Here is a 24,245-nt window from a genome sequence, read left to right as displayed (position 1 = left end):
ACAGTGACCGAAGAGAATGCAAAAAGCGGTCAAAAAGTTGTAGAAGAGAGTGTGCAACAGACCGATGAAAATTGTGAGTCTGTTAAGATTCCGGAGGAGGAAGCAGTCAGTCTGCCAGATGATCCGGAGGAACTTAAAAAAATGTTACAGGTAAAAACAGAGGAATCAGAACAAAACTACAATCGAGCACTGAGGTTGCAAGCAGATTATGAAAATCTGCGCCGCCGTACCCGCCAGGAGCGGGAGGACTTGATCAAGTTTGGCTCTGAGCAACTGATCCAAGGTTTATTACCAGTTATGGACAACTTTGAAAGGGCCTTGGCCAATGCTGGTGACGGAGGGGAAAAATTTATTAGCGGAGTGGAAATGATTTATCGCCAGCTTAATGAAGTCCTTTCCAGAGAGGGCTTGGAACCCATTCCGGCCCAAGGGGAGCAGTTTGACCCCAATGTTCATGATGCAGTGATGCAAGTGCAGGATTCCGACGAACCGGAAAACACGGTGGTGGAGGAACTCCGCAAGGGCTACTATCTAAAAGGAAAAGTAATCAGACCATCCATGGTTAAAGTCGCTAGCTCCTAATATTTAGAACTTAAGATCATGGATTGTAATAAATTTTCTCAGGAGGTTAAGAAAATGGGAAAAGTAATAGGAATTGATTTAGGAACAACCAACTCTTGTGTGGCCGTCATGGAAGGTGGCGAAGCAGTTGTTATCCCCAACGCAGAAGGTGCTAGAACCACTCCTTCGGTTGTTGGATTCTCTAAAACAGGTGAGCGTCTGGTAGGACAGGTGGCAAAACGCCAGGCTGTCAGCAACCCCGACCGTACCATTCAATCCATTAAACGGTACATGGGAACCAATCATAAAGTGTCCATTGATGGTAAGGACTACTCTCCCCAAGAAATCTCAGCAATGATACTTAGCAAGCTAAAGGCGGATGCCGAAGCTTATCTGGGCGAGTCTGTTACCCAGGCCGTTATTACTGTACCTGCCTATTTTAGTGATGCCCAGCGTCAGGCTACCAAAGATGCCGGTAAAATTGCCGGACTGGAAGTACTGCGCATAATTAACGAGCCTACCGCCGCAGCACTAGCCTATGGGCTGGATAAGGAAGGTGACCAAACCATTCAAGTCTTTGACTTAGGTGGTGGAACCTTTGACGTATCCATACTAGAACTGGGTGACGGTGTCTTTGAAGTTAAGTCCACCAGTGGTAACAACCGCCTAGGTGGCGACGACTTTGACCAACGTATAGTAGATTTCTTGGTAGCAGAATTCAAAAAAGAAACCGGTGTTGACTTATCCAAAGACAAAATGGCCATGCAGCGGCTGAAAGAGTCTGCTGAAAAAGCAAAGATTGAACTATCTGGTGTGTTGAGTACCAATGTGAACCTGCCCTTTATTTCTGTAGGTGCAGATGGTCCCCTCCACCTGGATGTTAACATCAGTAGAGCGAAATTTGATGAATTAACTGCCGATTTAGTGGAAAAAACCATGGGTCCCACCCGTCAGGCCTTAGCTGATTCTGGTCTGGAAACTAATGAAATAAACAAAGTACTGATGGTTGGCGGTTCCACCCGTATTCCAGCAGTACAGGAAGCCGTTCGTAAATTCTTGGGCAAAGAACCTCACAAGGGTATCAACCCCGATGAGTGCGTTGCCCTTGGTGCAGCCATTCAAGCAGGTGTATTGGCAGGAGAAGTTAAGGATGTTCTGTTGTTGGATGTAACTCCCCTGTCCTTGGGGATTGAAACCCTGGGCGGTGTGTTTACCAAGCTGATTGATCGCAATACCACTATCCCAACTTCCAAGAGCCAGATATTCTCCACCGCAGCTGATAACCAACCATCAGTGGAAATTCATGTGCTGCAGGGTGAGCGTCAAATGGCGGCAGATAACAAAACTCTGGGTAGATTCCAACTGTCCGGTATTCCTCCGGCACCCCGTGGTGTACCGCAAATTGAGGTAAAATTTGATATTGATGTCAATGGTATCGTATCTGTATCTGCAAAGGATATGGGAACAGGAACAGTCCAAAGTATTTCGATTACCGGTGGCACTGGTGGTTTGTCTGATGATGAAATCAACAGAATGGTTAATGAAGCTGAAAAATTTGCAGAAGAAGATAAGAAGCGGAAAGAAGCTGTTGAGGTCAAAAACCAGGCAGACAGCCTGATTTATCAGGCTGAAAAGACTATTAAGGACCTGGGAGAAAATGCAGATAAAGCAAAAGTAGAAGCAGTACAAAAGGCTGTAGAAGAACTGCGCACTGCCATGAACGGCAACGATACAGATTTAATTAAAAATAAATTAGAGGAACTAACCAAGCCCCTCCACGAATTAACCGCTGACCTGTACCAGCAACAGCAGGCCCAGCAGGCTGCTGCCCAGGGTGGCTGTGCCGGCGGTAACTGCGGCGGTCAGGCTGAAAAGGATAATGTTGTGGATGCAGATTATGAAGTAAAAGACGACAACAAGTAGAAAATTATAATATAATGTAGAAGTGCAAATTACAGGGGAATCTAGATTCCCCTGTAATTTATGAATGTAAGGTGGTGAAACATGGCTAAGCGAGATTATTATGAGGTGCTGGGCCTAAGCAAAGGTGCCTCTGCGGATGAGATAAAGAAAGCGTACCGTAAGCTGGCCCGGCAGTACCACCCCGATGCCTACCAGGGTGATAAAGCAGAGGCAGAAACAAAGTTTAAGGAAATTGCCGAAGCCTATGCGGTACTAAGTGATCCTGAAAAACGGACCTCCTATGACCAATTCGGTCATGCTGCCACCGATGGCCAGGGTTTTGGCGCAGGTGGTTTTGGAGGCTTTAACGGTGACTTTGGTGATATCTTTGACATGTTTTTTGGTGGTATGGGACGCCAGCGTAACGGCCCCCAAAAAGGTAATGACTTAAGAGTTAACATGGAGATATCCTTTAAGGAAGCTGCCTTTGGTGTAGAAAGGGACATTCAAGTTCCACGCACGGAGAACTGCGATACCTGCGGTGGATCTGGTGCAGCGCCGGGAAGCAGTACTAAGACCTGTGGTACCTGTCATGGCTCCGGGCAGGTACAATATGCAGCCAACTCTCCCTTCGGCCGTATTGTGCAAAGCCGCACCTGTGACAAGTGTCATGGAACGGGAAAAATTATAGAAAAACTCTGTCCCACTTGCCGTGGTGCAGGTCAGATCAGAAAAACAAAAAGTATACACGTGAAAATTCCTGCCGGAGTGGATGAGGGATCTCGCCTCCGTCTTAGTGGCGAAGGGGAGGCAGGTCTTCGCGGTGGTCCGCCCGGAGACCTCTACGTCTATATTCTGGTTCGACCTCATAAATTCTTCCGCCGGGAAGGTAATGAAGTGGTTTGTGATATGGAAATCTCCTTTGCCCAGGCAGCCCTGGGGGATGTCTTAGAAGTTCCCACTCTAGATGGTTCCGCTGACTTAAAGGTGCCAGAGGGAACACAAACAGGTACCATTTTCCGCATTAGGGGAAAAGGAATTCCTTATCTGAATGGAAGTGGACGCGGTGATCAGCACGTTCGTGTAAGGGTTGTAACTCCCACCCGACTAAATGAAAAGCAAAAGGATCTACTGCGGGAATTTGCAAAAATGAACGATGAGAAACTACCCAAAGGGTCGGAAAAAAATATATTTGAGAAAATGAAAGATGCCTTTAAGGGGTAACCTAGCTAATGGCTCACGGCTCATAGCTCATGGCCGCCCCATAAAATACCCCATAGGCTGAAGGCTGAAAGCTGACAACAAAAATAAAACCATTTCAGATGGAAGTTACCCTAGACTCACCTACAATCCGAACAAGGAGGAGGTTCCCCCATTGAATTGGCTCGAAATAGCCGTCCATGTATGCCCTGAAGGTATCGACATGGTAAGTAATATATTTGATGAACTGGGTGCCGGTGGGGTTGTGATAGAGGACCCGGCTTTAATAAACCGGTATATAGAAGCCAACATTTGGGACCATTATGAGTTTCCACCCGAGGTCCTAAATCGTCCCCAACCAATCGTAAAAGCTTACCTACCCGAAGGCCCCAACTTGGAGAACAAGCTGGTTCTTTTACAGGAACGACTGACCGGGCTACCCTTGGATGCAGTGCCTACTTTTGAAAGACGCCAGGTAGCCGAAGAGGATTGGGCCACCGCCTGGATGAAATACTATAAGCCGGTGGAGATTGGTCAAAAACTGGCTGTTAAGCCCAGTTGGGAAGATTATGTGCCAGAGGATGGGAGAATTGTTCTGGAAATGGATCCTGGCATGGCCTTTGGCTGTGGTAATCATCCCACCACCACTATGTGTATGGAATACCTGGAGGGTATTATCCAGGGGGGGGAATCGGTGGCAGATGTGGGAACCGGCACAGGGATTCTTGCCATCACTTCTGCCAAATTAGGTGCTGCTAGGGTTTTAGCAGTGGATTTGGATGAAGTGGCTGTCAAAGTATCCCAGGAAAATGTGGAGCGGAATGGCGTTCAAGATATAGTTGAAGTGTTTCATGGCAACTTGTTGGATAAAGTGGAAAGCAAGGTTGATGTTGTAATCGCCAATATTGTTGCCAATGTCATTATGATTCTGGCCCCTGATGTGCCACGGATTTTAAAACACGGTGGTTATTTTATTACATCCGGTATTATTCAGTTTCGTGCTGAAGAAGTCCGGCAAAAGTTGGAACAAACCGGTTTTAAAATTCTAGGACGCAAGGAAGACGGGGAATGGGTTTCCTACCTATGTATTTTGGAGGGATAAGATTTGCCCCGATTTTTTGTCCAACCTGAACAAATTAACAGCGATACAGCCGTCATTAATGGGCCGGATGTAAAACATATCAGCCGGGTTTTGAGGATGGAGACCGGGAATAACCTAACCCTTCTTGATGGCCGGGGGAATGTTTATTTGGCGCAGATTTTAGAAATAAATAAACAAGAGGTTCACTGTAGGATTCTGGAGCAGCAAGAGGCCACTTCGGAGCCAACGGTAAAAGTTACCCTGGTGCAGGGTCTGCCCAAGGGTGATAAGATGGAAACAATTATACAGAAGTGTACTGAACTGGGGGTTAGCAGCATCATTCCCCTGGCCGCCGCCCGTTCGATTGTAAAGTTGGATGCTAAAAAGGCTGCAGAGCGGGTACAGCGTTGGCAGCGGGTAGCAGTGGAGGCTGCCAAACAATGCCGGCGGTCCGGTATACCGGAAGTATATATGCTAAGTAGCTGGGATGAAATACTGCAGCAAATTCCGCCGGATGCCCTGGTGCTGATGCCCTGGGAGGGTGAAAGGACAAAATCCCTTAGAGAAGTCTTGCAAACAAGGCCGATGGCACCCGGCCAGGTGTATATTTTTATTGGTCCCGAAGGCGGCTTTGAAGAAGAGGAAGTTGAGCGGGTCAAGGAAAAGGGATTTTACCCGGTTACACTGGGCAGCCGGATTTTGCGCACTGAAACAGCAGGACCAGCGGCTCTGACAATGGTCCTGTACCAGTTTGGCGAACTGGGCTAAGGAGGTTTCCAATATGGCTAAATCTGCTGCTATTTATACCCTTGGATGTAAAGTTAACCAGTATGAATCATCTGCCATCGCCGATTTATTTCGGCAAGCGGGCTACGAAATAGTTGATTTTGAGCAACATGCAGATGCATATGTAATCAATACCTGCACCGTTACCCACATGGGGGATCGCAAATCCAGGCAAATCATCCGACGGGCCAGTAAACAGAACCCAGCGGCTGTTATTACAGTAACGGGATGTTATGCCCAGACATCACCCGGAGAAGTATTAGAAATTCCTGGTGTTGATCTGGTAGTTGGCACCAAGGATAAAAGTAGAATTGTCCAACTGGTGGAGGCCTACTCCAGGGGTAAAGGGCCGGTTAATGCAGTGGATGATATTATGCAAACTGATTGCTTTGAAGAGCTTCCGGTACCCACAGAACAAGGAAAAACAAGGGCTTTTCTAAAGATTCAGGAGGGATGCAACAGCTTTTGTGCTTACTGCATTATTCCTTATGCCCGGGGGCCCGTACGTAGCCGACTGCCGGAAAATGTCCTGAGTTCTGCAGAAGAATTAATTCAACAGGGTTTTCAAGAGATTGTATTAACTGGCATTCATATCGGTGCCTATGGTCAGGATTTTACCGGAAAAGATATTGATTTGGGCTGGTTGGTGGAGCGGTTAGCGAAATTACCAGGCCTAACCAGACTTCGTTTGGGTTCTGTGGAACCCCATGATATCAACAATGCCCTCATTAAAGCCGTGTCAGAGCATCCCAATGTGTGCCGCCATCTGCATATTCCTTTACAAAGCGGTGATGATGAGATTCTGGCTCTCATGGGAAGGAGGTACAACACCCAGCAATTTACTGACTTAATTCATAAAATAAACCAGATTATGCCGGGTATTGCTATCACCAGCGACATTATTGTTGGCTTTCCTGGGGAAACCCAGGAACATTTTCAAAACACACTAAAAACCGTTGAACGGTCTGGCTTTGCCGGTATCCATGTCTTTAAATACTCTCCTCGCAAGGGTACGCCCGCCGCAGAGATGACAGATCAGGTTGCTCCCCAAGACAAAGAAGAGCGTAGTAAAAGTTTGATTGAACTGGGTAATCGCCTTGCTCATCAATTTGCCCAGCAACAGGTGGGTAAAGAACTGAAAGTGCTGGTGGAACAACCCTACGAAAAGGACCCTAATCTTTTGGAAGGGCATACAGACACCTACCTTAAGGTGCTATTTCCAGGGGACACAGGCTTGAAGGGACAAATGGTGAGGGTGCACATCCAAGGAGTTAAGGAATCTACATTAAAAGGCAGAATTATTTAACAAGGTTGCAGGATAATATCCTTTGAGTGTTGAATACACTTTTAGGAAAGACTATGTAAAAATAGTTTTAATTTACGCTGGGGGGAGGTGCTTGCTGGTGCAAGACTGCATTTTTTGTAAGATCATTACCGGAGAAATACCTTCCCAGGTTGTTTACCAAGATGAAAAGGTTTATGCCTTTAAAGATATTGCTCCTGCTGCTCCGGTGCATATTTTGATCATTCCTAAAAAACACATTTCCTCCTTGGAGGATTTAGGAAGCGAAGATGCAGACCTAATGGGACATATCCTGTTAATTGCTGCAAAATTGGCAAAGGAACTAGGATTGGCTAAGGGCTTTAGGATTGTTTCCAACTGTGGAGACGAAGGTGGTCAAACGGTTTATCATATTCACTTCCATCTATTGGGTGGTCGGCAAATGCAATGGCCTCCAGGTTAAAATTATTGACTACAGCCTGATATCAAGTTATAATAAACTGGTATTTATTTTTTACATACTATACACCTCAGATATATTGGGAATTAGAACTAGATCCAGGTTTATGGTTTGGCGGAGGGAGGGAAATTGAGTGGCGGAAATTAGAGTTGGCAAGAACGAAACACTGGACAGTGCCCTCCGGCGCTTTAAGCGGTCCTGTCAAAAGGCTGGCGTTTTGGCTGAGGCACGCAAACACGAGTATTATGAAAAACCCAGTGTAAAAAGAAAGAAAAAGTCCGAAGCAGCTCGTAAACGTAAAAGCTTTAGATAACCAGAACATAAAAAATGCTTGGCAAAATGCCAGGCATTTTTTTACATTGTAAGTAAATAATATTGAAGCATGGGGGTGTGCGCAAATGCTTTTTTATCTTGCACAGATGTCTGGCTGGTTGGCTACCCTTGCCTTTGTTTTAGGGGTTTTAGCTCTGGTCATTGAATTGTTTTTCGTCCCTGGTTTTGGTGTGGCTGGTGTGGTGGGGGTCATATTATTGGGTTGGGGTGTCCTCCTGATATCAGTAGATATTTTTCATGCCACCCAGGCCTTAACTTTGGCGTTGCTGGTTACATTGCTGGTCCTGGTGGGGGGCGTATGGCTTGCTACCAAGTTTAATTTTTGGCGTAGGGTAACTTTGTCCAATCGCCAGAACAAAGAAGAGGGCTATTTAGCACCAGACCGTCAGATGGAAAAACTTCTAGGCTTAGAGGGTGTGGCTGCAACGCCTTTACGCCCGGCAGGCTCTGCCCTCATTGAAGGGATGAAGGTAGACGTCGTGACGGAGGGCGAATTTGTAGCTCCAGGGACCCACGTGCTGGTCATAAAAGTTGAAGGAACCAGAGTGGTAGTAAAGACAGTGGACCGTAAAGATATCTAAAGTATTGCCGTTTAATAGAATAATTTTTTAGGTTATCCCTAAAATACTTTATAAATGCTAAAGGAGGAGTAGAATTGTTCATGAGTTTAGGCAGTCTTTCTTTCCTGGTCTTAGTAATCTTAGGCGTCATCTCTGTGGTGGTTTTATTCAGCTTTATTCCTGTGGGCCTGTGGATTTCAGCACTGGCGGCAGGGGTAAAGGTCGGCATTTTTACCCTGGTAGGTATGCGATTGCGCCGGGTACCACCGGCCAAGATTGTCAATCCACTGATCAAAGCGGATAAAGCAGGTCTGGCCGTCAGTGTAAATCAACTGGAAGCCCACTATTTGGCCGGAGGTAATGTGGACCGGGTTGTGGATGCACTAATTGCGGCTGAAAGGGCTAATATACCTTTGCTCTTTGAAAGGGCTGCGGCCATTGATTTGGCCGGCAGAAACGTGCTGGAAGCAGTCCAAATGAGTGTTAATCCGAAAGTGATCGAAACCCCTGTTATCAGTGCGGTGGCGAAGGATGGTATTGAATTGAAAGCCGTTGCCAGGGTAACGGTACGGGCCAATATCGATCGCCTGGTGGGCGGTGCTGGTGAAGAAACCGTTATTGCCCGTGTAGGTGAGGGTGTTGTAACCAGTGTGGGTAGTGCAGAAACCCACAAAACCGTTTTGGAGAATCCTGATAGTATTTCTAAAACGGTTCTCTCCAAGGGTCTTGATGCCGGTACAGCCTTTGAGATTCTATCCATTGACATAGCCGATGTCGATATCGGCAGAAACATTGGTGCCCAACTGCAGACAGACCAAGCCGAGGCGGATAAGAATATTGCCCAGGCCAAGGCAGAGGAAAGAAGAGCCATGGCGGTGGCCCAGGAACAGGAGATGAAGGCCAGGGTACAAGAAATGAGAGCAAAGGTTGTAGAAGCCGAAGCGGAAGTACCTAGAGCCATGGCCGAAGCCTTCCGTTCAGGTCGTTTGGGTGTTATGGACTATTACAACATGCAAAACATACTGGCGGATACGAAAATGAGAGAGTCCATCTCCGGCAACGGACATGGGAAAGAGAAAGGAAAGAAGCTGGAATAAGGGATGTGAAGTCCGATGAAAACACTCGTCTTAATCTTTATCATATGGTCCATTATCAGTGCAATTTCAGCTAATAAAAAAAATCGGACCCCCGTTCCGCCCCCTGAGCAGGAATCAACCAACTACCGTTTACCCCAGGATCTTAGAAAAAAATGGGGTCCAAAATCTGAAAAATCGGATAGAATTAAAGGCCTGGATGAAGCCACACAACCACCGGTTATCATTGAACAGTGTACCATGCCAAAAAAAATTGAGAGAACTAAGGAGCAACAACGTGTAGTAACGGCCCCCTGTGAAAGGTCGACCCAAAATCCTCTGTCTGAGAAAGAGATTATTGTAGAAGAAGATGAAAACTGCGGGTTTGGTGATTTTAGGCAAGGAGATTTGACCCCGGGTATGTTAAAAAATGGTATTATCTTATCGGAGATTCTTGGACCGCCGGTGGCCAAGCGAAGGAGAGGATTATACCAATAATTAGTAATTTTCCCCCTCAGGGATGCATACACATAATCCCAAGGAGGGGGATTTTTATGTCCTTACGAGACTTTCAACGGAAATTCAAAAAACAAATTTCCGATTTTTTCGAAATACCAAGTGACATTATGTTTGATTTACCCAAGATTGTACTTGTGGGCAACCTGCAAGTTTTTATCGAAAATCACAGGGGAATTGTTGAATACACCACGGAAAAAGTTCGGATTAAGGTAGGAGAAGGGGAAGTTGGTATTTCCGGTGCAAATCTTCTGCTTCGTAATATCAAAACCGACGAAATCTGTGTAGAAGGGCAAATTAAATCCCTTACTTTTTTGCAGTCAGGGGAGGTGTGGTAATGGTTCTTTTGCGCTTATTTTCTTTTTTAATGGGATATGTATCCCTGGTGGTAAAGGGGGATTTTCTAGAAAAATTTGTAAACATGGCTGCCAGCAGGGGGATTTTTTTATGGGACATCAGTCGCATCGGACAGGATAAGGTAAAGGTGAAAGTACGTATTACCGATGTTCGCCCCTTGAGGCATATAGCACGGGCCACCCAGAGTGGTTTTTCCATTGTTGAGCGAAGAGGGTTTCCCTTTTTAATACACCGTCTAAAAAAACGTAAACTTTTGGTGATGGGAGGCATAGTGTTTTTAATTGCCCTGTATGTGCTTTCTTCCTTTGTTTGGTTTATCACAGTTACTGGTAATGAGAAACTAACCGATGCAGAAATAAAAAAAATCGCAGCAGAGGTGGGTTTGACACCGGGGGCAGCGAAATGGGACTTGGACCCGAAATTAATCGAAAGAACCATTCGGGAAAAAATACCTGCTGTGGCCTGGGCAGGGGTGTATGTAAAAGGAACCCGGGTTATTATTGAAATTGCTGAAAGGAAACTAGTTACAGAAAGACCAAACAAAGAACCTGCCCACATTGTTGCTAGAAAGGCCGGATTAATCAAAGAGGTTCTGGTGTTAAACGGACAAGCGATGGTACAGGAAGGTGAGACTGTCCTACCTGGCAGCATTTTAATTAGTGGGGAAATAAAAGAGGAGGTAAAACCGGACCCGTCTAACCAACCCTTGCCCGAAGGACAGGAGCCTCCGGAGCCCCAATATATTAGTCACTTTGTTCGAGCCAAAGGATTTGTGCGGGCTAGGGTGTGGTATGAAGGCTACGGAGAATGCGCCCTAACAGAAACCGTGGAAAAAATGTCAGGCAAACAAAGGAACTCGATTTGTATTAAAATTGGGTCCAAGGAAATAATCATATCAGGGCCCGAAGGATCGCCCTACCAACACTATGAAACCAAGGAGATTGTTAAAAGTCTCCCCAAATGGAGGAATATTGCAATCCCCGTCGAAATTAGAAATGTGCAATACAGCGAAAAAATTATAGAACGAATTGATCATGGGAAGGCCGGGGCCCAAAAAATAGCAGAGGCAAAGGCCTTAGAAGAGATTAATACAAAACTTCCTAAGGGTGCAAAAATTGCTGAGCGTAGGCTTGAAATTATAAATACCGGAAGATCAGAGGATATTATCCGAGTTAAAGCCTTTGTAGAAGCAATTGAAGAAATTGGTGTTTCAAAAACCTTCAAAGCATTTAAGGAGGAAAAAGTTTGGCCGAATGTACAGAATTAAAAGTCGTTATCCGTGATAATGAAGCTGCAGCAGAAATTTTAGGAAAACAAGATGAACACGTTAATTTAATTGAACAGAGTCTGGATATCCGGGTGGTTGCCAGGGGGGAAGAATTTACCCTGATTGGATTGCCGGAACGGGTGAAACAGGGGCAAGAAGTCTTTACACAGTTGCTGGATTACTATAGCGCCGGTAATCGTATCGGACCACATGAAATTCATTATGTATTAAGGGCAGTTAAGTCGGGTGTTAAAGATGCCCTGACGAACCTAGCTAAAGACGTTGTCTTAGTTTCAGCCAGAGGCAAACAAATCAAACCCAAAACCTTGGGGCAAAAGGATTATATCCAAAACATCAGAAAAAATGATATTGTTTTTGCCATTGGTCCCGCCGGTAGTGGTAAAACCTACTTGGCGGTGGCAATGGCAGTTAATGCATTAAGAAAGAAAGAAGTTAATCGACTTATTTTGACCCGTCCTGCCGTGGAGGCCGGAGAAAAACTTGGTTTTTTACCCGGGGATTTACAAGAAAAGATTGACCCATACTTAAGACCACTCTATGACAGTTTATATGACATTTTAGGCTTGGACCATACGCAAAAATATCTGGAACGAAATATTATTGAGATTGCACCATTGGCCTACATGAGAGGTAGAACATTGGAGGATGCATTTATTATTTTAGACGAGGCCCAAAACACGACGCCAGAGCAGATGAAGATGTTTCTAACGCGTCTTGGTTTTGGCTCCAAGGCAATCATAACTGGTGATATAACGCAGGTGGACCTACCCAAGGGGCAAAGCTCAGGCCTTGTGGATGCCAAGAGAGTATTGGAAGGCATTAAAGGAATTGCATTTCAATGGATGACTGGAGCAGATATTGTCCGCCACCCCCTGGTTATGGATATAATCCGGGCTTACGATCAGCAGGCTGAGGAGTAGGACAGGCCTTTTGGTAGGCCGGGGAGTGATTGATTAAACATGCTATCGCTAAAACAAATTGGTGGAGGCCTGATCAAAGGCCTTAAATATCTTTTTCAAAACAATGGGTTTAAACGTTATTTCGCTGCAGGTTTGTTTTTTTTGATTTTTACATTGTTGGTATCCTTTGAATTTGTACCTCAAAAGGTAAATCTACAGGTTGGTCAGATTTCTCCTACAACAATCTATGCACCCAGAGCGGTTGTATACATTGACCAGCAGAAAACAGCGGAGGAACGCCGAAAAGCGATAGAAAAGGTACCTAAGGTACCCGAGATCAACCTAGGTGTTTTGGAAACTGTCCAAAAAGATATCAACAACGTATTAAAACAAGTCAAGGCAACCCAAGCAGATACAGAAAAAGAAGTCCCTGAAAAAGTTGCTCGGCTAAAATCGATTATACCCTTTGTCATGCCCGAATCGGTATTCAATCAATTGGCCGTGGGTAACCCCACCAGCACAGATCAACTGTCAGCAGGTATTTCTGAGGCCCTTTCAGAAATCATGAATCAAGAAGAGGGGATTACGGCCAATCAATTAGAAGAGGCAAAGGAAAAGGCTGCTGCTAAAATTGCAGCCAGACAATTTGATGAATCATACCGATTACTAGGGCAGGGATTAATCAAACAATTCTTAAGGGCAAATGCCTATTTTGATGAAGAAAAATACAAATTACTTCAACAAGAAGCGGCTGAGAGTGTGCCACCTGCCAGGGTTAGTATTCAATACAAGGAAAGAATTTTAACCCAGGGGGATGTGGTAACCGAAGAGCATATGGCTAAGTTGCAGGCCCTGGGCTTATCCAGACCCCAACATACCTTCACCACCATCATGGGCACAGGACTGCTGGTGGCCTTAATGATGGCTTTGGTATTGCTCTATACCTACATACACAATAAGGAGATTTACCATAACAGAAGCTATCTTAACCTCGTCGGAATTATTGCCCTCATTATACTGGTGGTTTCCCGGGGGGTTATGGCCATAACCATTAGCCAATGGCCTGAATTTGGTGCATTGTTTGGCTACTTGGCACCCCTAGCTGCATCAGGGATGTTAATTACCATTCTTTTGGATTCACGTTTGGCAATGTTAATGGTTTTTAACTTGGCTTTATTGCTAGGGGTTATGTCCGGAAACCAGTTTCACTTTGCCTTAGTTGGTTTTGTGGGTGGGGTCAGCGGCGTTTACAGCGTCTCCAAATTAAGTCAAAGGGGAGATCTGGTCCGAGCAGGCATTTATGTTGGCGCAGCCAATGTGATTATTATTTCTGTGGTGGGCCTGATTACAGGATTACCCTGGTATTTACTAATCACCTCAGCCTTTTCCCTTGGCATTGCCAACGGTTTGCTGTCGTCCATTTTGACTAACGGCGCCCTGCCATATCTAGAAACCAGTTTTGGTATTACCTCGACGGTTAGGTTGTTGGAGCTATCTAACCCCAATAACCCATTGTTAAAAATGTTGATGACAGAGGCACCGGGTACCTATCACCACAGCATTTTGGTAGGCAATCTGGCAGAAGCAGCTGCAGAAAGTGTAGGGGCTGAGCCGCTGGTGGTAAGGGTAGGCGCTTACTACCACGATATAGGTAAAATTAAAAGACCCTATTTCTTTATCGAAAACCAGCTGGGCGGAGATAATCCACACGATAAAATTGCCCCTACACTAAGTACACTGATTCTTACCTCCCATATTAAAGATGGTGTAGAACTGGCCCGGGAGTATAAACTACCCCAGGTGATTACAGACATCGTGGAGCAGCACCATGGAAAAAGCTTAGTCCGCTTCTTTTATCACAAGGCAATGGAAGGAGATCGTGCGGAATCCGTTAACGAAGAAGATTTTCGTTACGAAGGGCCTAAACCAAGAACCAAGGAAGCCGCCATTGTTATGTTGGCAGATAATATAGAGGCAGCTGTTCGTTCCCTGCAGAATCCTACATCCGGCAGGGTAGAGGGATTGGTTCGTAAGATTATTAAAGATCGATTGATGGATGGTCAGTTGGACGAGTGTGATTTAACATTGAAGGATTTGGATGCAATAGCCAATAGCTTCTTGCGGGTACTCTCTGGTATTTTCCATAACCGAATTGAGTATCCTGATATGAAACAGGAGATGGAAAGGAGAAAGACTCGGTATGGCGGTACTCGTAAATAATTTACAAGAAGAAATATCAGTGGAGGAAAACTTACTTAAACTGGTAGAGTCTGTGGTTAAGGTAAGCCTTGAATCAGAGGGTTATTCCCCCGATGCCGAGGTGGGTCTGATCTTTGTGGATGATAATTACATTCGTAGTCTAAACGCGGAATACCGGGGAATTGACAAAGCCACTGATGTTTTGTCCTTTGCCTTGAATGAAGGAGAAGAAATGCCTGAGGAAGAAGAGGCTGAGGATCTATTGGGGGATATTGTCATATCCCTCCCCACGGCCCAACGTCAGGCTGCTGAATATGGCCATAGTTTTAATCGAGAAGTGGCTTATTTGACGGCCCATGGTTCTCTGCACTTGTTAGGCTATGATCACATGACAGAAGAAGATCGGCAGGTTATGCGGCAGAAGGAAGAGGGGATATTAGAGAGGCTGGGGATTAATAGATAGCCCACAACAGGGTTAGCCATCAGCTATCAGCCCTCAGCCATCGGCTTACGGTGTAAGGCCAAAAGTTGTTAAACCTACTTTGAAAGGTTACCTATGATGAAGGATTTTGTTAAAAGTTTTACTTTTGCTTTAGCAGGAATTTGGTATGTGTTTCGAACCCAAAGAAATATGCAGGTTCACTTTACTGCGGCACTGCTGGCAGTGACGGTGAGCCTTTTTTTGCGTTTGTCTCCTTTGGAATGGGGGTTGGTCTTTTTTGCTATTTTTATGGTAATATTGACAGAGTGTATCAATACCGCCATTGAAGCCGTTGTGAACTTAGTTTCACCGGAGTTCCACCCCCTGGCCAAAATAGCTAAAGACTGCGCCGCCGGAGCAGTCTTACTGGCGGCTATCAGTTCGCTCGTTGTGGCATATTTGATCTTATGGCCCAAGATTATCATACTATTCTTTAGTCATTAGCTATTAGCCATGGCTTAAGGGATAGTCTTTTGGGTCTAGCCATTAATCCTTAGCAATTTGCTAAACCCAAAAGCTAAAGACTAAAGGCTTACCCCAAAGAAATGCGGTATAAGACGAAGGAAGGACTGATTAAATGACAATCTCGGCGGAGAAACTGATAGAGATGGCTAAAGAAGCCAGAGAAAAGGCCTATGTTCCTTACTCAAAATTTAAGGTTGGTGCAGCCCTATTGACCCAGGAGGGGAAGGTTTTTACCGGTTGTAATGTTGAAAATGCATCCTTTGGACTGACCTGCTGTGCAGAAAGAACAGCTATCTTTAAGGCTGTTTCGGAGGGTAATAGGGAATTTGTTGCCCTGGCGGTAATAGCCGATGTGCCAACCCTCTGTAGCCCCTGTGGCGCTTGCCGGCAGGTTATGGCAGAATTTGCCGGTGATATGAAGGTGCATATGGCAAACCTGCATGGCCAGTACAAGACGATCACAGTAAGCGAACTGTTACCAGGGTATTTTACTGCGGAAGATATGGAGGCTCAAGGGACGGGTAGCGGGGTCCAGCCATGAGTTATGAGCTATGGGCTATGAGCTGAAAGCTAAAAGCTCAAGGCCCAAGGCTCACAGCCGACCCCAAAGACATACCCATAAGCACCAAAAGCAACAAGGAGGAAACGATATGCTAAATACACCCGAAGGATATCGCTCGGGTTTTGTGGCCCTGGTGGGCCGCCCCAATGTGGGGAAATCTACTTTACTAAATAAGCTGGTTGGTCAAAAAGTAGCCATTATGTCGGACAAACCCCAGACCACCCGTCATAAAATTCACTCTGTCCTTACTAGAAATGATGCCCAGATGGTCTTTCTTGATACTCCGGGTATCCATAAACCCAGGCATAAATTAGGAGAATATATGGTGGATGTAGCACTGGGAGCTCTGAAAGAAGTAGACGTTGCACTTTTTCTGGTGGAGGCATCAGAAGCCCCAGGCCCTGGCGACCAGTATATTGCCGAGCAATTAAAGGGTATAAAAACCCCAGTATTCTTAATGCTGAACAAAGTCGATCTCATTCAAAGGGAAGCTGTATTAGAAAGAATCCTCCAATATAAGGATCTGCTGCCCTTTGCTGAAGTGATTCCCGTTTCCGCTTTGGCCGGGGAAAACGTGGAGCGGCTCATTGATACAATTATTAAGTATTTGCCCGAAGGACCTCAATATTACCCCGCAGATATGGTAACCGATCGACCCGAGCGGTTTATCATGGCGGAAATCATCCGGGAAAAGGTATTGCATTTAACCAGCGAAGAAATACCCCATTCGGTGGCAGTGGTGGTAGAGCAAATCAAAGAACGCAATAACGGTGTGGTGGCTGTAAGTGCTGTCATTTATACCGAGCGTGACTCCCAGAAGGCTATCTTAATTGGTAAGGGTGGCAACATGTTGAAGGAAGTAGGCCGCCGCTCCCGGGAAGAGATCGAAAATCTGCTGGGTTCTAAGGTATTTCTTGAATTATGGGTTAAGGTGAAGAAGGATTGGCGCAATAAGATGACCGATATACGAAATTTTGGTTTTACCAAAGAAGATTAGTACAATAAATGGGTGGGCTTAGTCCCACCTTTTATTGTTAGGACTGTAAAATAGGACCAAGGTTTTATCATAAACCCCCAACAAAAAATCAAATAATGCCGTAATTTATAATATAAAAAAAACAAGGAGTGTTTCTAGTGAGCAAAGTAGGTAAAGGCATAATTACATTGGCGGTGGCCAGCAGTCTGCTGGTGGGCGGGGCCATGGCAGATGCAGCCCCAGGGGGTAATGGTAAGGGATCTTCAGATAAGAGCAGCAAGCCCTCCAGTAGCCAGGTTCAAAAAAGCAGCAGTCAATCCAACAGTGGTACTCAAAACAAGTCTGTCAATGGTGTAGAGATTAAAGAAACAAAAACTAATAAGGCAAATAATGACAAAAAATTTGGTGAAGTTCAAAGCAAGGTAAAATATGCAGCTAAGGACTTCAAGGATACGCAAAATCACTGGGCAAAGGGTCCCATCCAAAGATTACAAATGCTTGGCATTGCTTCGGGTTTCCCTGATGGTACTTTCCAGCCGGAAGCGCCTGTAACCCAAGAGCAAGTAGTATCTATGGTAGTGAGAACCCTTGAACTGCAGGGTGAAGAAATTAATGAAACGACCAATGAGACTGATGAAATCACCACTGAGCAGACTGAAGCCACCGAAGAAGAGCTGGAAGATGTTCCGAACTGGGCCAGAGGAGCAGTGGCTGAGGCCAAAGCAAAGGGAATTATTAACCTTAACCGCTTCCATTCCGGGGTACAGGCCAGCCGAGTTCAATCCATGGTTTGGCTTGCAAAAGCAATGGATTTAGAACCTGTGGAAACAACTGGTCTGCCCTTCAAAGATGGAATCCTGGTCTCTCCCGAAGATATGGGTTATGTTATGGCTTTATATAAAGAAGGTCTTGTGGCAGGTGGTCCCGGTGGAATGTTGAATCCAAACAGTGCCGTAACCAGAGCACAGATTGCCGCTCTGATTGACCGTATGTTAACCGAAGAGCAAACGGAAGATACAGATACATTCCAGGGTGTAGAAACTGCAGATGGTCAACAGGTTTTAAAAATTGGTACAGGTGAAAATGCCGAGGAAATTAAACTGGCAGATGAGGTAGAAATTTACATTAATGGTGAATTGGCAGAACTATCAGACCTAGTTAAAGGAACTGCAGTCAAGGTTGAAACCAACGAGGAAGGTCTGGCCATTAAAATTGAACAAACTGTAGAGGAAAGCACTACTGAAGATGATACCACCGTTGAAGAAGAAACCGATAACACTGCTGAAAATAGCACCGAAGATACTGATAATATAAATTCCTAAATCCCCCTAACAAGAATCTCCCCAAAGAATTAAGCCACGCAAATTGCGTGGCTTAATTCAACTCTCTTTTACCTACTCCGTCCACCGTTTTACCAAGTTATTTTCTACCCCCAGTCGGTCCAGTATACGTCCCACAGTTTGATCAACAATGTCTTGGATCGATGCCGGGCGATGATAAAAGGCTGGCATGGGCGGAAGAATCACTGCTCCGCACTTAGCCAGTTTTAGCATATTTTCCAAGTGAATAGCATTTAAGGGCGTTTCACGGGGTACTAAAATTAATGGTCTGCCTTCTTTCAAAGTAACATCAGCTGCCCGTACAATCAAATTCTCTGCATAGCCATGGGCCAAACCCGCCAAGGTTTTCATACTACAGGGAGCGATAATCATCCCCTGGTGGCGGAAGGAACCACTGGAAATCGCAGCAGCCAAATGATCCTCTGGATAGTAAATATTGGCCAAATCAATGACTTGGCGAACCGAATAGGACGTTTCTAACTCAATGGTTCGACGAGCCCAGTGGCTAAGAATTAAGTGGGTTTCTATATCCATTTTTTTTAGTTGCTCTAACAAATTGATGCCGTAAATAGCACCGGTGGCTCCGGTAATTCCCACAACAATACGCAAATTTCATCTCCTCCCCCACCATTGTACAAGGATTTGGTCTGAAATAATAGATAATGTAAACTAAAAACAAAACCGGGGTGTGCTACCCCGGTGTATGGTTTTGTATAATGTTGTTTAAGCAGGAAAATAACGATCCAAGATGCCCTTTAAAGCCCTCGCATGGCGGGCCTCGTCCTTGGCAGCTTCATCAAAGAAATCATGGGCTTCATCCACATCATTTTGTTTGGCAATACCCGCAGCTTCCTTTTTCATTTTATTAGAAACGGTCTCACCGGCGATGGCCTTTTGTAAATTCTCCCGGGTACTGGTGGAAATTTCACCGTTGAGTTCCGCAAAGCGAGCAGCGTGCCAGGCTTCTTCCATGGCGATGGTCTTTAATACTTCAGCAATTTCAGGGTAGCCTTCCCTTTGGGCATTTCTGGCCACAGCCAGGTACCAACCTACCTCCGAGTTTTCACCCTTAAAATTTTTATCCACATGTTCTTCAACGGCGGTTCCTTTGGTTATACCATACTGATTTTCTGTAATAAACTCCATTTCCAAAGTCCTCCTTTTGCTATTTATAGCTGGCTTTCTACTATTTTGTCCTAAAGGTCACCGAAAGATAATGTGCTAAATAAGATATAATAGAATTAATTTAGTGGTAGTAAAGAAAGGTGACAGCCTAGTTCATGAAAATATATAAGTTAGACGCAATTGTTTTAAAGTCCCGGGATATGAGAGAAGCCGATAAAATTCTTACGGTATATTCCATACAACGGGGAAAGCAAAGAATTGTGGCCCATGGTGCCGCAAAGCCCAACAGTCGCAAAAGGGGAGCTGTGCAGCCCTTTTGTTTTTCTGAATTTATGTTGCACCGGGGAAGGGAAATTGATGCCATCAGCCAGGCAGAATTAAAAGAGGGTTTTGCAGAGATAAGGTATGACCTGGATCGACTAACGGCTGCAGCCTATATAACCGAGTTGCTGGATGGATTTGTAGCGGAGGGTGAGCCTAACCAGAACTTATTTAGTTTACTTTACAGTGCACTGCACCTGATTGCAGTTGGTAATAGTGAAATGATTTTACGGGGCTTTGAAGCGAAACTACTGGGGTTTTCAGGACTTCAGCCGGATCTAACCAACTGCAGTGTATGTGGTGCTGAGATTCGGGAAACCAAGGTTTCCTTTGCAGTCCAACAGGGAGGGATTCTTTGTAAGGATTGTGCAACCCATGAAAAAAGAATCCTAAAATTTAGCCGAGGAACAGTAGAGGTGTTGAAAACCCTTTATCGTTGGGAATTAACGAAACTGCAACAATTAAAAGTTTCTGAACCCCTAAAGACAGAACTTAGTGCACTATTACGTTCCTATATTGAGTATTACCTAGAAAAAAAATTAAAAACCACAGAATTTATGGATCGCTTGTATAAAAGTAACTTGGGTAGGGGTACAAATATATAATACAAAGGACTATGGGGAGGTTTGATATAGTGACCAGTGAACTGGAGAAGATAGACCTTCTGCGAGCCCGACTGGGCGTTAGTTACAAGGAAGCAAAGGAAGCCCTTAATCTAGCCGATGGCGATGTTGTGCAGGCTTTAATAAAATTGGAAGAAAAGAATCGGCATTGGAATGAGAAGCTCCATGGCAAGGGAAATGAATTTATGGGCCAATTTAAAACACTCCTGGAAAAGGGCCAAAGGACGAAAGTAAAAATAAAGAAGGATGATGATACCGTGGTGGAATTCCCAGCCACAGTGGGTGCCCTAGGGGTCTTGGGAGCAATGGCCAGCACGCCTATTTTAGTGGTAGGTGCCCTGGGCACCATCGCCGGATTAGTCAATAATTACCGGCTGGAGTTTCAAGAGGATAGTGATAGATGGGAACCTGAGGTTGAGGTTCCAGAGAATAATTTTGACAAAAATAATCCTCAGCATTAAAACTATTGACAAGAACCTGGCAGTTTGATAGATTTTTGGTTATAATTAAAAACTTTGCGATGAGGGAAAGAGTATACGAGAAACTGGTTCTTAGCGAGTCGGGATGGTGAAAGCCGGCAACACAGGCCGTATACGGGGGCTCCTGAGCAGCAGGGGGAAAGCCGCACACAGGTAAGTAAATCCTGCAAAAAATGAAGGTGGGCTGTGGATCAGCCAAACAGGGTGGAACCGCGGGAAACTCTCCCGTCCCTGACATTATGTCAGGGGCGGGGGTTTTTTTAATTTAACCCCCAAAATTGGAGAATAGATAATCCCAAGCCAAACAGAAGTGGGAAATCCACCAGGTGTTTAGTTTTATTAAATAAGGAGGCAAAAACAGTGAACTTTCAGGAACTCATTCTGACCTTGAACAAATTCTGGGCCGAACAAAATTGTATTATTCAACAGCCCTACGACATCGAAAAGGGCGCCGGCACCATGAACCCGGCTACCTTTTTACGGGCCCTGGGACCAGAACCTTGGCGGGTGGCCTATGTGGAACCATCTCGTCGTCCCACCGACGGTCGCTATGGAGAAAACCCCAACCGCCTGCAGCATTACTTCCAATACCAGGTCATTTTAAAACCTTCCCCCGACGATGTTATTCCCGTTTATTTAGACTCCCTACGGGCTATCGGCATTGATCCGGATAAGCATGATATTCGCTTTGTGGAAGACAACTGGGAATCCCCCACCCTGGGTGCCTGGGGATTGGGTTGGGAAGTGTGGCTGGATGGTATGGAGGTAACCCAGTTTACCTACTTCCAGCAGTGTGGCGGTATCGACTGTCACCCGGTATCTGCAGAGATCACCTATGGTCTAGAAAGATTAGCCATGTTCATTCAACAAAAGGATAGTGTTTACGATATTACCTGGGTAGGAGATATCACCTATGGAGATGTTTACCACCAGAATGAAGTAGAACAATCGGGCTATAACTTTGAAGTGGCCAATACTGAGATGCTCTTTGACCTCTTTGATATGTATGAGGCAGAAGCCAACCATATACTGGAAAAAGGTTTAGTTCTCCCAGCCTATGACTATGTTTTAAAATGCTCCCATACCTTTAACTTATTGGATGCCAGAGGGGCCATCAGTGTCTCTGAACGGCAGGGCTTTATTGCCCGGGTAAGGCAGATGGCCAGGGCCTGCGCCCATGCCTATGTGGAGCAGCGTGAAAAATTAGGATTTCCTCTGTTAAAGAAAGGGGGCAATATCAATGGCTAAGGATTTTTTATTGGAAGTTGGTATCGAAGAAATGCCTGCCCGTTTTTTGGGTCCGGCTTTAACACAATTAAAGGAACAAACGGTCAAAACCCTGCAGGAACTTAGAATTGAATATGCGGATATACAAACCTATGGTACCCCTCGTCGCCTGGTACTTTACATAAAAGATCTAGCAGAAAATCAGGCTGCCCTGGAAAAGGAAGTAAAGGGTCCTGCTAAAAAAGCGGCCTTTGATGCAGCTGGTAATCCTACCAAGGCTATTTTAGGCTTTACCCGTTCCCAGGGGGTATCCATGGAAGATCTGGTGGTACGTAGTATCGGACAGGTAGAATACCTCTATGCCCTTAAGCGGGAAGAAGGTCGTCCCACAGCGCAAGTTCTGGCGGAAATATGTCCGGGACTTATCGCCGGGCTGCACTTTCCCAAACCCATGCGCTGGGGTGAACTGGAACTCCGTTTTGCCCGGCCCATTCGCTGGTTACTGGCCCTGTTTGGTGAAGCTGTAGTACCCTTTGAACTGGCTAACTTGCAGTCCAACCGTTTTACCTATGGTCATCGCTTCCTGTCCACAGGCGACCTGTCCATAGCCAATCCAGAAGATTACTTCACCAAAATTCGAGGTGCCTATGTACTGATTGACCCAGCTGAACGAAAGGAACTCATCTGGCAACAGGTGCAGGAACTGGCTACGGCTGAAGGTGGCGTGGTGGAAAAGGACGAGGACCTGCTGGATGAAATCACCAACATCCTTGAGTGGCCCACGGCCCTTTGTGGCACCTTTGATGAGGATTATTTGAAGCTGCCCGGAGCTGTACTGGTTACTCCCATGCGGGAACATCAACGTTATTTTCCTGTGGTTAGCAATGAAGGAAAACTATTAAATAAATTTATAGCGGTAAGAAACGGAACCAGGGCATATATAGAAATTGTAACTGCTGGTAATGAAAAGGTTCTACGGGCCCGCTTAGCAGATGCGGCCTTCTTCTTTGAAGAAGACTTAAAACAACCCCTAGCCAGCAAAGTAAACGGTTTACAGAAAGTGGTGTTCCTAGAGGGTCTGGGCTCCATCGCTGATAAAGTGGACCGTATAGGCGCAATGGCAGACCACCTGGCAGAAACACTGGGAGCAAATGAGGAACAACGGGAGAATATTCAACGGGGAGCCCTGCTGGCTAAAGCCGATCTAATTACCAATATGGTCTATGAATTTCCCGAACTCCAAGGAGAAATGGGTCGTGAATATGCCCTGCGCAACGGTGAAGCCCCAGAAGTTGCAGAAGCCATTTTTGAACATTATTTACCCCGTTTTGCAGGGGACCTGTTACCTGAGACCCTGGCAGGCAGTGTGCTGAGTGTAGCTGATAAGATGGATTCTATCGTTGGGTGCTTTGCCATTGGTATTCAACCCACTGGTTCCCAGGATCCCTATGCACTTCGTCGGCAGGCCCTGGGAATATGCCACATGCTAATTGAAGGTAACATTCACCTGTCCCTCAGGGAACTGGTTCAGTGGGCCTACCAGGGTTACCATGAAGGGGTAGAGTTAAAACAGGATTTAAACCAAGTAATCACGGAAATTGAAGAATTCTTTAAACAGAGACTTAAAGGCATTCTCAACGATCGGGGTTTGTCCTATGACACCGTAGATGCTGTACTGACCGCAGGCTTTGACGACATAGCTGACGTTGTAGACAGAGGAATGGCTCTAGCTGCCTTCCGTGAATTGCCTGCTTTTGCAGCATTGATGACAGCCTTTAACAGAGCCAATAACTTGGCCAAACATGCCACCACCACACAAGTACAGGAAGTTCACCTGGAGCATTCGGCAGAACAAGAGTTATACGGTCTGTTGACAAAACTTGAAGGGGAAGTAAGGCCCCTGCTGGAACAAAAGAATTATGCCTTAGCTTTACAAAAAATCGCCACTATTCAAAGCCCCCTCGATACTTTCTTTGAAAGCGTTATGGTTATGGTAGAAGATGAGGCGGTAAAGACCAATCGGTTGGCCCTTCTGAAAAAGCTGGTTGGACTAAGTATGAATGTGGCTGATTTTAGCAAAATAGTGGTTGAAACAAAGTAGTATAAAAAAAGACAAAAATTTTTCTCAAAAAGTAGGATTTATTTAGTC

At 45.4% G+C, this 24,245-nt stretch carries 26 protein-coding genes; 24 read left to right on the top strand and 2 right to left on the bottom strand.

All coding sequences use genetic code 11. The annotated features are described in order from the left end of the window. Positions 1-3 precede the first annotated feature (3 nt). From grpE to DRED_RS13195, 20 genes are all read left to right on the top strand, one after another. Positions 4-582 carry a nucleotide exchange factor GrpE gene (gene grpE, locus DRED_RS13290; RefSeq protein WP_011878805.1) on the top strand — a complete coding sequence of 193 codons (579 nt, stop codon included), beginning with the start codon at positions 4-6 and terminating at the stop codon, positions 580-582. A gap of 54 nt (positions 583-636) precedes the next feature. Then, positions 637-2,484, top strand: a complete 1,848-nt coding sequence (gene dnaK / locus DRED_RS13285; protein WP_011878804.1) for a molecular chaperone DnaK — start codon at positions 637-639, stop codon at positions 2,482-2,484. A gap of 81 nt (positions 2,485-2,565) precedes the next feature. Continuing rightward, positions 2,566-3,687: a molecular chaperone DnaJ gene (dnaJ, locus tag DRED_RS13280; protein WP_011878803.1), complete on the top strand. Its 1,122-nt coding sequence runs from the start codon at positions 2,566-2,568 to the stop codon at positions 3,685-3,687. A gap of 151 nt (positions 3,688-3,838) precedes the next feature. Continuing rightward, complete coding sequence (gene prmA / locus DRED_RS13275; RefSeq protein ID WP_011878802.1) at positions 3,839-4,765, top strand: 50S ribosomal protein L11 methyltransferase; 927 nt, start codon at positions 3,839-3,841, stop codon at positions 4,763-4,765. Positions 4,766-4,768: 3 nt separating this feature from the next. Beyond that, positions 4,769-5,512, top strand: coding sequence for a 16S rRNA (uracil(1498)-N(3))-methyltransferase (locus DRED_RS13270; protein ID WP_011878801.1), 744 nt, complete (start codon positions 4,769-4,771; stop codon positions 5,510-5,512). Between the two features lie 13 nt (positions 5,513-5,525). Next, on the top strand, positions 5,526-6,836 hold the full coding sequence (gene mtaB, locus DRED_RS13265) for a tRNA (N(6)-L-threonylcarbamoyladenosine(37)-C(2))-methylthiotransferase MtaB (protein WP_011878800.1): 1,311 nt from the start codon (positions 5,526-5,528) through the stop codon (positions 6,834-6,836). A 97-nt stretch (positions 6,837-6,933) separates the two neighbouring features. After that, positions 6,934-7,275 carry a histidine triad nucleotide-binding protein gene (locus tag DRED_RS13260; protein WP_011878799.1) on the top strand — a complete coding sequence of 114 codons (342 nt, stop codon included), beginning with the start codon at positions 6,934-6,936 and terminating at the stop codon, positions 7,273-7,275. A gap of 130 nt (positions 7,276-7,405) precedes the next feature. Next, positions 7,406-7,585, top strand: a complete 180-nt coding sequence (rpsU, locus tag DRED_RS13255; protein WP_011878798.1) for a 30S ribosomal protein S21 — start codon at positions 7,406-7,408, stop codon at positions 7,583-7,585. A gap of 85 nt (positions 7,586-7,670) precedes the next feature. Then, positions 7,671-8,186, top strand: coding sequence for an NfeD family protein (locus DRED_RS13250; RefSeq protein WP_011878797.1), 516 nt, complete (start codon positions 7,671-7,673; stop codon positions 8,184-8,186). A gap of 80 nt (positions 8,187-8,266) precedes the next feature. Further along, complete coding sequence (gene floA / locus DRED_RS13245) at positions 8,267-9,262, top strand: flotillin-like protein FloA (protein WP_011878796.1); 996 nt, start codon at positions 8,267-8,269, stop codon at positions 9,260-9,262. 15 nt (positions 9,263-9,277) lie between these two features. After that, positions 9,278-9,736, top strand: a complete 459-nt coding sequence (locus tag DRED_RS13240; RefSeq protein ID WP_011878795.1) for a hypothetical protein — start codon at positions 9,278-9,280, stop codon at positions 9,734-9,736. A 56-nt stretch (positions 9,737-9,792) separates the two neighbouring features. Continuing rightward, positions 9,793-10,092 (top strand): sporulation protein YqfC, encoded by a 300-nt coding sequence (yqfC, locus tag DRED_RS13235; RefSeq protein WP_011878794.1) that lies wholly within the window; start codon positions 9,793-9,795, stop codon positions 10,090-10,092. Beyond that, positions 10,092-11,378 (top strand): sporulation protein YqfD, encoded by a 1,287-nt coding sequence (gene yqfD / locus DRED_RS13230; RefSeq protein ID WP_011878793.1) that lies wholly within the window; start codon positions 10,092-10,094, stop codon positions 11,376-11,378. Before yqfC ends, yqfD begins: the two co-directional genes overlap by 1 nt. Next, a complete protein-coding gene (locus DRED_RS13225) occupies positions 11,357-12,319 on the top strand; it encodes a PhoH family protein (RefSeq protein ID WP_011878792.1) in 963 nt (320 codons plus the stop codon). The genes yqfD and DRED_RS13225 overlap by 22 nt, the downstream gene beginning before the upstream one ends. Positions 12,320-12,358: 39 nt before the next feature. Then, positions 12,359-14,518: an HD family phosphohydrolase gene (locus DRED_RS13220; protein WP_011878791.1), complete on the top strand. Its 2,160-nt coding sequence runs from the start codon at positions 12,359-12,361 to the stop codon at positions 14,516-14,518. Next, entirely contained in the window at positions 14,499-14,960 is a 462-nt protein-coding gene (gene ybeY, locus DRED_RS13215) for an rRNA maturation RNase YbeY (protein ID WP_011878790.1), read from the top strand. Before DRED_RS13220 ends, ybeY begins: the two co-directional genes overlap by 20 nt. 93 nt (positions 14,961-15,053) lie before the next feature. Beyond that, entirely contained in the window at positions 15,054-15,422 is a 369-nt protein-coding gene (locus DRED_RS13210; RefSeq protein ID WP_011878789.1) for a diacylglycerol kinase family protein, read from the top strand. A 133-nt stretch (positions 15,423-15,555) separates the two neighbouring features. Further along, positions 15,556-15,984: a cytidine deaminase gene (locus tag DRED_RS13205; RefSeq protein ID WP_011878788.1), complete on the top strand. Its 429-nt coding sequence runs from the start codon at positions 15,556-15,558 to the stop codon at positions 15,982-15,984. 109 nt (positions 15,985-16,093) lie between these two features. Continuing rightward, on the top strand, positions 16,094-17,002 hold the full coding sequence (gene era, locus DRED_RS13200; RefSeq protein WP_011878787.1) for a GTPase Era: 909 nt from the start codon (positions 16,094-16,096) through the stop codon (positions 17,000-17,002). A 137-nt stretch (positions 17,003-17,139) separates the two neighbouring features. Then, positions 17,140-18,303, top strand: coding sequence for an S-layer homology domain-containing protein (locus DRED_RS13195; protein ID WP_011878786.1), 1,164 nt, complete (start codon positions 17,140-17,142; stop codon positions 18,301-18,303). 72 nt (positions 18,304-18,375) lie between these two features. Here the strand turns inward: DRED_RS13195 and DRED_RS13190 are convergent, their stop codons facing one another. Both DRED_RS13190 and DRED_RS13185 read right to left on the bottom strand, forming a co-directional pair. Beyond that, positions 18,376-18,930, bottom strand: coding sequence for a UbiX family flavin prenyltransferase (locus DRED_RS13190; protein WP_011878785.1), 555 nt, complete (start codon positions 18,928-18,930; stop codon positions 18,376-18,378). 114 nt (positions 18,931-19,044) lie between these two features. Next, complete coding sequence (locus DRED_RS13185; protein WP_011878784.1) at positions 19,045-19,467, bottom strand: ferritin-like domain-containing protein; 423 nt, start codon at positions 19,465-19,467, stop codon at positions 19,045-19,047. A gap of 134 nt (positions 19,468-19,601) precedes the next feature. On the opposite strand from DRED_RS13185, the gene recO reads away from it, so the two are divergent. The 4 genes from recO to glyS all read left to right on the top strand — a co-directional run bounded on the left by recO (position 19,602) and on the right by glyS (position 24,197). After that, positions 19,602-20,372, top strand: coding sequence for a DNA repair protein RecO (gene recO, locus DRED_RS13180; protein ID WP_011878783.1), 771 nt, complete (start codon positions 19,602-19,604; stop codon positions 20,370-20,372). 29 nt (positions 20,373-20,401) lie between these two features. Continuing rightward, on the top strand, positions 20,402-20,851 hold the full coding sequence (locus DRED_RS13175) for a DUF4342 domain-containing protein (protein ID WP_011878782.1): 450 nt from the start codon (positions 20,402-20,404) through the stop codon (positions 20,849-20,851). Between the two features lie 378 nt (positions 20,852-21,229). Further along, entirely contained in the window at positions 21,230-22,117 is an 888-nt protein-coding gene (gene glyQ, locus DRED_RS13170; protein ID WP_011878781.1) for a glycine--tRNA ligase subunit alpha, read from the top strand. Next, positions 22,110-24,197, top strand: a complete 2,088-nt coding sequence (gene glyS, locus DRED_RS13165; RefSeq protein WP_011878780.1) for a glycine--tRNA ligase subunit beta — start codon at positions 22,110-22,112, stop codon at positions 24,195-24,197. Before glyQ ends, glyS begins: the two co-directional genes overlap by 8 nt. Positions 24,198-24,245 lie beyond the last annotated feature (48 nt).

The organism is Desulforamulus reducens MI-1, assembly GCF_000016165.1.
GTDB lineage: Bacteria > Bacillota > Desulfotomaculia > Desulfotomaculales > Desulfotomaculaceae > Desulfotomaculum > Desulfotomaculum reducens.
This window is presented reverse-complemented; position numbering and strand designations above follow the sequence as displayed.